Raw genomic sequence first — 6,732 nt, 5'->3', positions numbered from 1 at the left:
TTCTTTAAAGCCCACCCGGTAATCTTCAATCCATCCACAATACAATAAGCCTCAGTAAAATCGGCCACGTACCTACAATGAGAGAATGAGATATATCGTGTATTACCATTGGCATCAGAAATTAAAGCCAAGGCTTCTGAAATAGCCTTGGAATTTGGATCTGGCCTGGAGGGATGAACAAAGCCAACTAAGCGCCAAGAAGTGGACAGTTGTGAATCTCTAGGGGCGGAATGTGGAGGAGCTTCTTTATTGGCGTGAGATACATTCGAAGGCGGAGAAGAAGCAAAGAATCGATATACACCAGCAACGCCAAGAGGAAAGAGAATAAAGATAGCAGCCATGCATGCCCAAAGTGCAGGCGACCTTAATATGCTTGCCCTTGAGTCAGCAGAAGATTCATCACCCACCATGCCGGACTGAGAAAGCGTTGCCGACTGGTAGTATGTAAAAATCTCTTTATTGAAACGACCTGGCTGGCTGCTTACAAGTTTTGAACGAGGTGGAGCATCCCCGGTAACTGAACCTTGATAAACATCAACCTTATAGGTTTTCTTGTTGTATTTTCGAATTCGAAAGGTGGTTTCAACAAGCAATCGAACCCATGAAGATATTTGGGCGAGATCCTGAGTGACCAAAACAATACGCATAGAATTGTTTTTGGTGTCTACACGGTGCCTATGCTCGGCAAGTAAGGACTTGTCAGTAAGCTTCGCCTGATTAACATTCTGGCCAGAAGGCCAGCGACGCCAACATTCATCAAGGACGGCAACAGCACCTGGAGGAAGAATGTCGCCTAGATCTTCAGTCTCAAACCAATCAGATGGTAGCTGCGTGATATTGCCGCCAAACAAAGCAAGAAGCTTATCAGCACAAAGCGGAATATTAGTATAAACGTGCCTATTTTGCTTTAATGAAGGTATGACGACATGCTCAACCACGCCGTAACTCTTTCCATGTCCTGGCTTGCCTACATATGCATGAATAGCCATTAATTAATCATCCAATGAAGGGAAGTCTGCGGATAGAAAAGCGAAGGACGTACGCGGCCAAGATAGCGGTTATGCCAAATGGAATTTGAAATATATTCATGAAATACCAAACAGACGGATCTATTTGAGAGAAAAGAAGACCACCATGCTCGATAATGGCTACGATGTAGTCACTACTGAGAAGAAAAAGGAGCGCTTCCCAAAGCCATCCAGCTATAGCAATAGGAAGATCAGCAAAGAATTGCAAAATATCCTGGATGATTCCCAATAACCATTCGGCGAAAGCAGTCATAAAATATTTACCAAGTCAGGCTGAAAGTACAATGCGTATAGCGAGAACTGACCACGCGGCAGCAAAAACAACGGTCAATATAGGAGAAATTAGCGTAAAAAGAGTGCAGTGCGCATCAATGGACACAACTGTTTGGAAAATGGTTATATCAGCTACAGGGCACACACCCTGCCCTGCACTCTCCGATAAACCTGCCTGGAAACTGCTTAATGCCTTTCCGAAACCAGATTCATCAAAGGTGGTTTGCATACTATATACAAACGATTTGTAGTGAACCTTATTGCGTTCATTGTCGAAAACGGCATTTGCATCTAGAGAGCCAGGGTTTACGAACGAAAGCTCACCATCAAAATCACCGCCGGAACCATCGCCGCCTCCTGTATTGCCATTATTTCCGCCAGAACCGTCGCCAGAACCATCGTCGCCATCACCGGGCTGACCTGGATCAACTGGCTCACTAGGATCTGGAGATAACGAATCCCCGACCTCAGCGGCTACATATCCGGAATCATTTGAGCAAGTGGGAGAGATTGAGTTATGGCCAAGGTAAAAGTTACAAAATCCAGTACTAGTGGAGCCCTTATTAAGGTAGCAGGTGCCAGCCTGTACAGACGAAGCAAGGTAAGAACACGACTTATAGCATACGTCAGAATCAATAGATCTTGTTGACCATTGAATATAGTATTTATCTCCCGTTTTTATTGCTGTTGAATCAGGTCCTCTAAGCGAAATACCGCTTTCGCAAGACTGATCCTCTACTTTCGTGACCATAGCCGACAAATTGAATGGTCTGTCCAGGTAGGTCCAACTGAACGCACAGATGGAGTCATTAGGCCCCAAAGAGGTGCAAGCTCCAAGTTTGAAATCTTTGTAGTCGGGATTGCCCATTTCCCTATAAGCATTCATGAATGCAGTAGCGGCAGACTCAGGTGTATCCTGAATGCCAATAGCAGCACACTGATTTGGGTAAACTTTCGCAGATGATTCATTGCAAGTCCAACCTGCAAATGCCCATGAACTAGAAAACAGAAATAAAAGGCCGATTAGAGAAATAAGTTTTTTCATTTCACCACCCAGCAAATACGGCAAACGCACAGCCAGACCCAATACAGAAAAAAGCGAAGTACCAAAGCTGATCCATGAGCTATGCCTTAATTTTGGTAAAAAAAAGGGCGCCCGAAGACGCCCAGACGATTGCGGAAATTAACGGAGGAAGTTGAGAACGATCTTAGCGCCCTTGATGCCTGCGTAAACAGTAGCGAGAAGGCCAGCCACAGCGAGCACCCCAACGGAGATACCACTGAAATCAATGCCGGAAGTCAGGCCGGTATAATCCCAAGCGCCTTCAGCAGCGAAAACAGACGGAGCCGAAACAGTAGTTGCGACAACAGCGGCAGCAGCGAACAGCTTTTTGATAGACATAGACACATCCTTACGATTGCTTGATGAAGTTTAGAAATGCGCGAATTCCCATAGCCATTATCAAAAACGATGCAGGTAATGAGAACCCGGCCCCAAAAGCTTGAGCCACTATTGATGGATCAAGTTGAGACGGGTCGAATGGGGCCGTAGTAGTCACAGCAACCCAACCAGAAGAACAAATAGGCACCCCGCCTTCAGCGGTGATTTCAGAAGGACAATAAAGGGTGCCAGACATTACGAAGCCTTCTGAACAGCTGCGCCAGTACCGACTGGCCGCTGTTCCTCGATACGCAAAGGGATACCAGCCAACTGGTAATTCAGCTCTTTATAGCGCTCGTTGTAAGACACATTGAACGGCGCGTACACTTCGACGCCTTTTTGAGCGCGGTAAGCATTGTGAAGCCCCTGCTTTACTGCATCGCCGAAAACGGAAAGCTCATAAAGCTCGAATTGCTTCATGCCATTGCGATTCAGGCTCTCGGCCTGGATGCCTACAATTGCCCACGGCTTTTCAGGAGTGCCACGGTCGATAACATCAACGATTACGCCTTTCAGGATCTTCATTTATCATTTTCCACTGGGGGGTGAAATGCCCAGCCGGGCACAATTACATCAGGATCACGCCTGAAGGTTTTGAATTGTCTGCGGGAACTTTGCCGGTTTACTTCTTGTTGAGCCAGTGCAGCCAGAAAGACGCGCATAAGGCTATTAACACAAGCAGATTGATCCAATCCTGGAGATCTAATTGCAACATCTATCTGGGCCTCCACCTCAAAACGCAAATTTTGATAGGTCACACGATCCACTTAGTAACCCATCCATTCAGCAAAACACGGAGTGCCTTTAGTTTCGTAGTCGAGCACCCAAATCCGCTCAGGCTTAACGGCTTGATCTTTGCGGGACTCAAGAGCTTGAATAGTTTGCTCTACAGACTGCTGGAGGACGCTGTTCGAACGCGATGCAACAAGAGCCTTTCGGAACTCCATATTGCGGCGATCTGACGCTGTTAAGCGGGCTCCATCGAAGCGAACAGTAATCACGCTGCCACCAAATGAAGGTGGCCAGACGGACGCTTGTACCAATGCGGAATTTCGAGAACAGCAACACGGTTAACCTCACGAATCTCACGGACAATTACAGGCGAGAACTTTTCGCGGTCAAATGTCATTTTAATATCTATGCCAATACGATTTAGGCGGGCGCGGTGAACCTTGACAGCGGCTTTCTTAAAGTCAAAAACCTTTCCTGACATCCACTCAATTGCATACATTGCTGTAGTATTTGCTGCCTTGGTAGTATCGCAAACACCTTCCAACATTAATTGCTCAGAGATAGATACCAGATCCATTGCATTCACCTTAAGCTTTTGATCGAGCCGTAGAAATTCACCATGCAACCGGGCGAACTCACCTTCATCAAACAGGCCCCAATATGCTAAATGTTCTCGTTTGAGAAATTCCGACTTTAATTCTTGTTCCATACGAACAACGCCCTGCTGCTCGCAATAGGCTTGGACTTTTTTAACGTACTTGAACTCTTCAGAATTCTCGCCAAAGGTTCTTTTTACCTTGGGCAGCAACTTATCTTGAATTTCGAAGGCTTTATCGTAGGCCTTACGATATTGGAGGCGACCGCCCTTCCCTTCGCCCTTAGGCGTCCAGGTCACAGTGCGACCGTTGGGGTAAAGAAAACCGTAGTTACGACCAATAGATTGGCTAGAAATACCCTTCAAATAGGCGAGCACGTTGCCCTGACCAACACTGTGATTAGTAGTCAAATGAATCGTATGAATTACTGCGCCGTCAGCAGTTGTACCAGCTTTCTTACCATCAGGGCCCTGCATAAAGTCAATACGGGTACACTTTCTAAAGCCAGGAAGGCCGTACTCAGAAAGGATGCGGTTATACACGCCGATACACTGTTCAATGGTCGTGTAACCAAACAAATTGTCTTGACGATCAATGCGGCTAGGGTTGCCTTCAACGAAAATGCGACGGCCCTGGATGTTGATAGAAATGGAAGTTGACCAGCTTCCTTCATGCTTGAATTTCGGTTCACGGGAAGAAAGGCGCTCGCCCGTTTTTTTACACAAGGTTTCGATAACGATGCCGGTAACGTCCGGCAAATCGCATTCGAATTCTTGTGAGACGGAGAGCCAGTCGATGAACATCCATGCACCTAAGGTCAGATCCAGTAGCCTTGCCTTGCCTTGCATGCGTAACGTCGCATGCAAACAGGCAGGAACGTGCGCATCTTGCTAGAGGCAGCTTTTCGTTGTCAAGCGCCTGTATGCATGTTCTCGCTGAAAATCAGTCAATATATGGCCCATATCGCATGCGGGAGGCAGGGTTATGGGTATCGGAAGCAGAATCCGGCAGGAACGGCAGCGGCAGAATCTCGATATGAGGGAGCTGGCTAAGCTCAGCGGGATCCCTGAGAGAACGCTGGCTGACATCGAGCGAGAGGTCACCAGCCCAAAGGCGGAGAATCTCAAGCGCTTAATCGTGTCGCTAGGATGCTCAGCGGATCAGATCATGTTTGATGATGATGAACTGGGCGAAGACGGCGAGCTGTCGATGCTTGTGCGCGAGCTGAACAAGACACCAGAAGCACCTAGAACGACTGCAAAATTCGTTTTAAGGGCCATCCTGGTACAGGCTCGGATGCAAGAACTTGAGCAAATTCGGGGCTTCGATGAAGCTCACCGAGAGGAAAACAAGCAGCGACAGATGCTTGCAATGCCGCTCAAAGAATACGTAAGAACGCCCGAGGAAAAGTGAGGTGGTATGGGATTCCATACCAAAGTGGGGGTGTAACAGCACCCCCACTCACCCGCTGGAAATCCAGCAAGCCGGCGATCGCTAAAAGCAAAGTCGTCTCCGACGGCCCTCCGGGGGGTCACCCTTTGTGACGCGGCGGGAGTCAGGAGGAAAAGCACCTCCTAACTCCCTTGCAGAGGGTAAGGGTCAGCGTGAGGTCAAGGGTACGCTTCGCCCGGGACTCCGTTCATCGTGACGATGAAACGCTGTCACGACGAGCCGGGGTCGCGGCCCTTGACTTAGCCGAGGACGAGTGAAGGGATGAAAAAAACCGCCCTAGGGCGGCTCTTCTACGCAGGGCAGGTTGAGAAGGCCTACCGTGCGATCTTGGATGCAGTCACGTGTACCGCCAAATACTAACGCGAAAGCTGGGCAGCAAAAAGCCCGGTTGGTGGCCGGGCTTCTTGGTCTAGCGGGGGTGTTACGGAGGGGGTAAAAACTAGAGCGACCTCGTCTCTTTCCACGGATCAGGTACGCTCCTCAACACTGCCCTAACAAGGCAACGCAATTATGCACATCGGCTCAAATGGATGCAAATTTGAAGAAGATAGCGCCAAAAATGATTGCATAATCAGTGCTCGAGCACGACAACCTGGTTAAATAATGCAATCAGATGGTGGTCATTTCCATCAGAACCTTATCCAGGTGTGGAGCCAATTCGAGATCCTCCGAACGCAGAATTTGAAGTGCATTCGCCTCGTAGCCGTATCGAGCGCGCTTGAAAATTTGCGACCCCGACTTGATACGTTCGACCAGGGGAAAGCCCTGCTCAACCTGATCCGAAACACGATGGAGCTCAGCGCGCAAATCAGCCGGAATTTTTTGGTAAAGCGCAAAAAGGTCATGCTTGTCGCTGGCCAGCCCAGGAACAAGCTTGAGGAAACCGGGCTTACTAGGCTCGGCCTTTACCAGGAAGGATTTTAGATACTGCTCACAGGCCAGCGCAGAGGTCATAACTGCAGGAAGGTAAAGGTCAGTTTCACCTTGCTTAGCACGATCAACGATAGCCTCTGAGGCCTTGAGGAAGTCACGAGCGTAAGTCACAACTTGGAAAGCCGGCAGAACGACAGTCATAGCGCTAATCCTTGCGTTAAAGGGCCACGCATAATGCACGCTATGTGTAAATCAGTCACCGGGCTGCGCCATTCTCCCGGTGACTGATTCGGCCTGGCGGCCGGCTTCGCTAACATAACGTGCGTCACATTATGCG

The 6,732-nt window shown here is 48.5% G+C and carries 9 protein-coding genes; 1 reads left to right on the top strand and 8 read right to left on the bottom strand.

From position 1 onward, the window contains the following. The 7 genes from FS665_RS23020 to FS665_RS22985 all read right to left on the bottom strand — a co-directional run. The coding region (locus FS665_RS23020) for a zonular occludens toxin domain-containing protein (RefSeq protein ID WP_145193632.1) at positions 1 to 989 on the bottom strand (989 nt) is incomplete at its 3' end. Positions 990 to 996: 7 nt separating this feature from the next. Then, positions 997 to 1,281 carry a hypothetical protein gene (locus FS665_RS23015; RefSeq protein WP_145193630.1) on the bottom strand — a complete coding sequence of 95 codons (285 nt, stop codon included), beginning with the start codon at positions 1,279 to 1,281 and terminating at the stop codon, positions 997 to 999. A gap of 15 nt (positions 1,282 to 1,296) precedes the next feature. Further along, a complete protein-coding gene (locus FS665_RS23010; protein ID WP_145193628.1) occupies positions 1,297 to 2,346 on the bottom strand; it encodes a hypothetical protein in 1,050 nt (349 codons plus the stop codon). Between the two features lie 138 nt (positions 2,347 to 2,484). Next, the gene (locus FS665_RS23005; RefSeq protein WP_145193626.1) at positions 2,485 to 2,703 is read right to left on the bottom strand and encodes a hypothetical protein; all 219 of its coding nucleotides are present in this window, start codon (positions 2,701 to 2,703) and stop codon (positions 2,485 to 2,487) included. A 234-nt stretch (positions 2,704 to 2,937) separates the two neighbouring features. Continuing rightward, positions 2,938 to 3,267, bottom strand: a complete 330-nt coding sequence (locus FS665_RS23000; RefSeq protein ID WP_145193624.1) for a hypothetical protein — start codon at positions 3,265 to 3,267, stop codon at positions 2,938 to 2,940. Beyond that, positions 3,264 to 3,509, bottom strand: coding sequence for a hypothetical protein (locus tag FS665_RS22995; protein WP_145193622.1), 246 nt, complete (start codon positions 3,507 to 3,509; stop codon positions 3,264 to 3,266). The genes FS665_RS23000 and FS665_RS22995 overlap by 4 nt, the downstream gene beginning before the upstream one ends. Before the next feature lie 230 nt (positions 3,510 to 3,739). Then, positions 3,740 to 4,873: a phage/plasmid replication protein gene (locus FS665_RS22985; RefSeq protein ID WP_145193620.1), complete on the bottom strand. Its 1,134-nt coding sequence runs from the start codon at positions 4,871 to 4,873 to the stop codon at positions 3,740 to 3,742. Positions 4,874 to 5,054: 181 nt separating this feature from the next. Here FS665_RS22985 and FS665_RS22980 point away from each other — a divergent pair, with 181 nt between their 5' ends. Continuing rightward, a complete protein-coding gene (locus tag FS665_RS22980) occupies positions 5,055 to 5,483 on the top strand; it encodes a helix-turn-helix domain-containing protein (RefSeq protein WP_145193618.1) in 429 nt (142 codons plus the stop codon). 648 nt (positions 5,484 to 6,131) lie between these two features. On the opposite strand, the gene FS665_RS22975 is transcribed toward FS665_RS22980, so the two are convergent. After that, a complete protein-coding gene (locus FS665_RS22975; RefSeq protein WP_145193616.1) occupies positions 6,132 to 6,596 on the bottom strand; it encodes a hypothetical protein in 465 nt (154 codons plus the stop codon). Between the last annotated feature and the right edge of the window lie 136 nt (positions 6,597 to 6,732).

This window comes from Pseudomonas sp. URMO17WK12:I11 (assembly GCF_007677725.1).
Classification (GTDB): domain Bacteria; phylum Pseudomonadota; class Gammaproteobacteria; order Pseudomonadales; family Pseudomonadaceae; genus Aquipseudomonas.
Note: the sequence above shows the minus strand (reverse complement) of the source record. Positions and strands in the feature narration are given on the sequence as shown.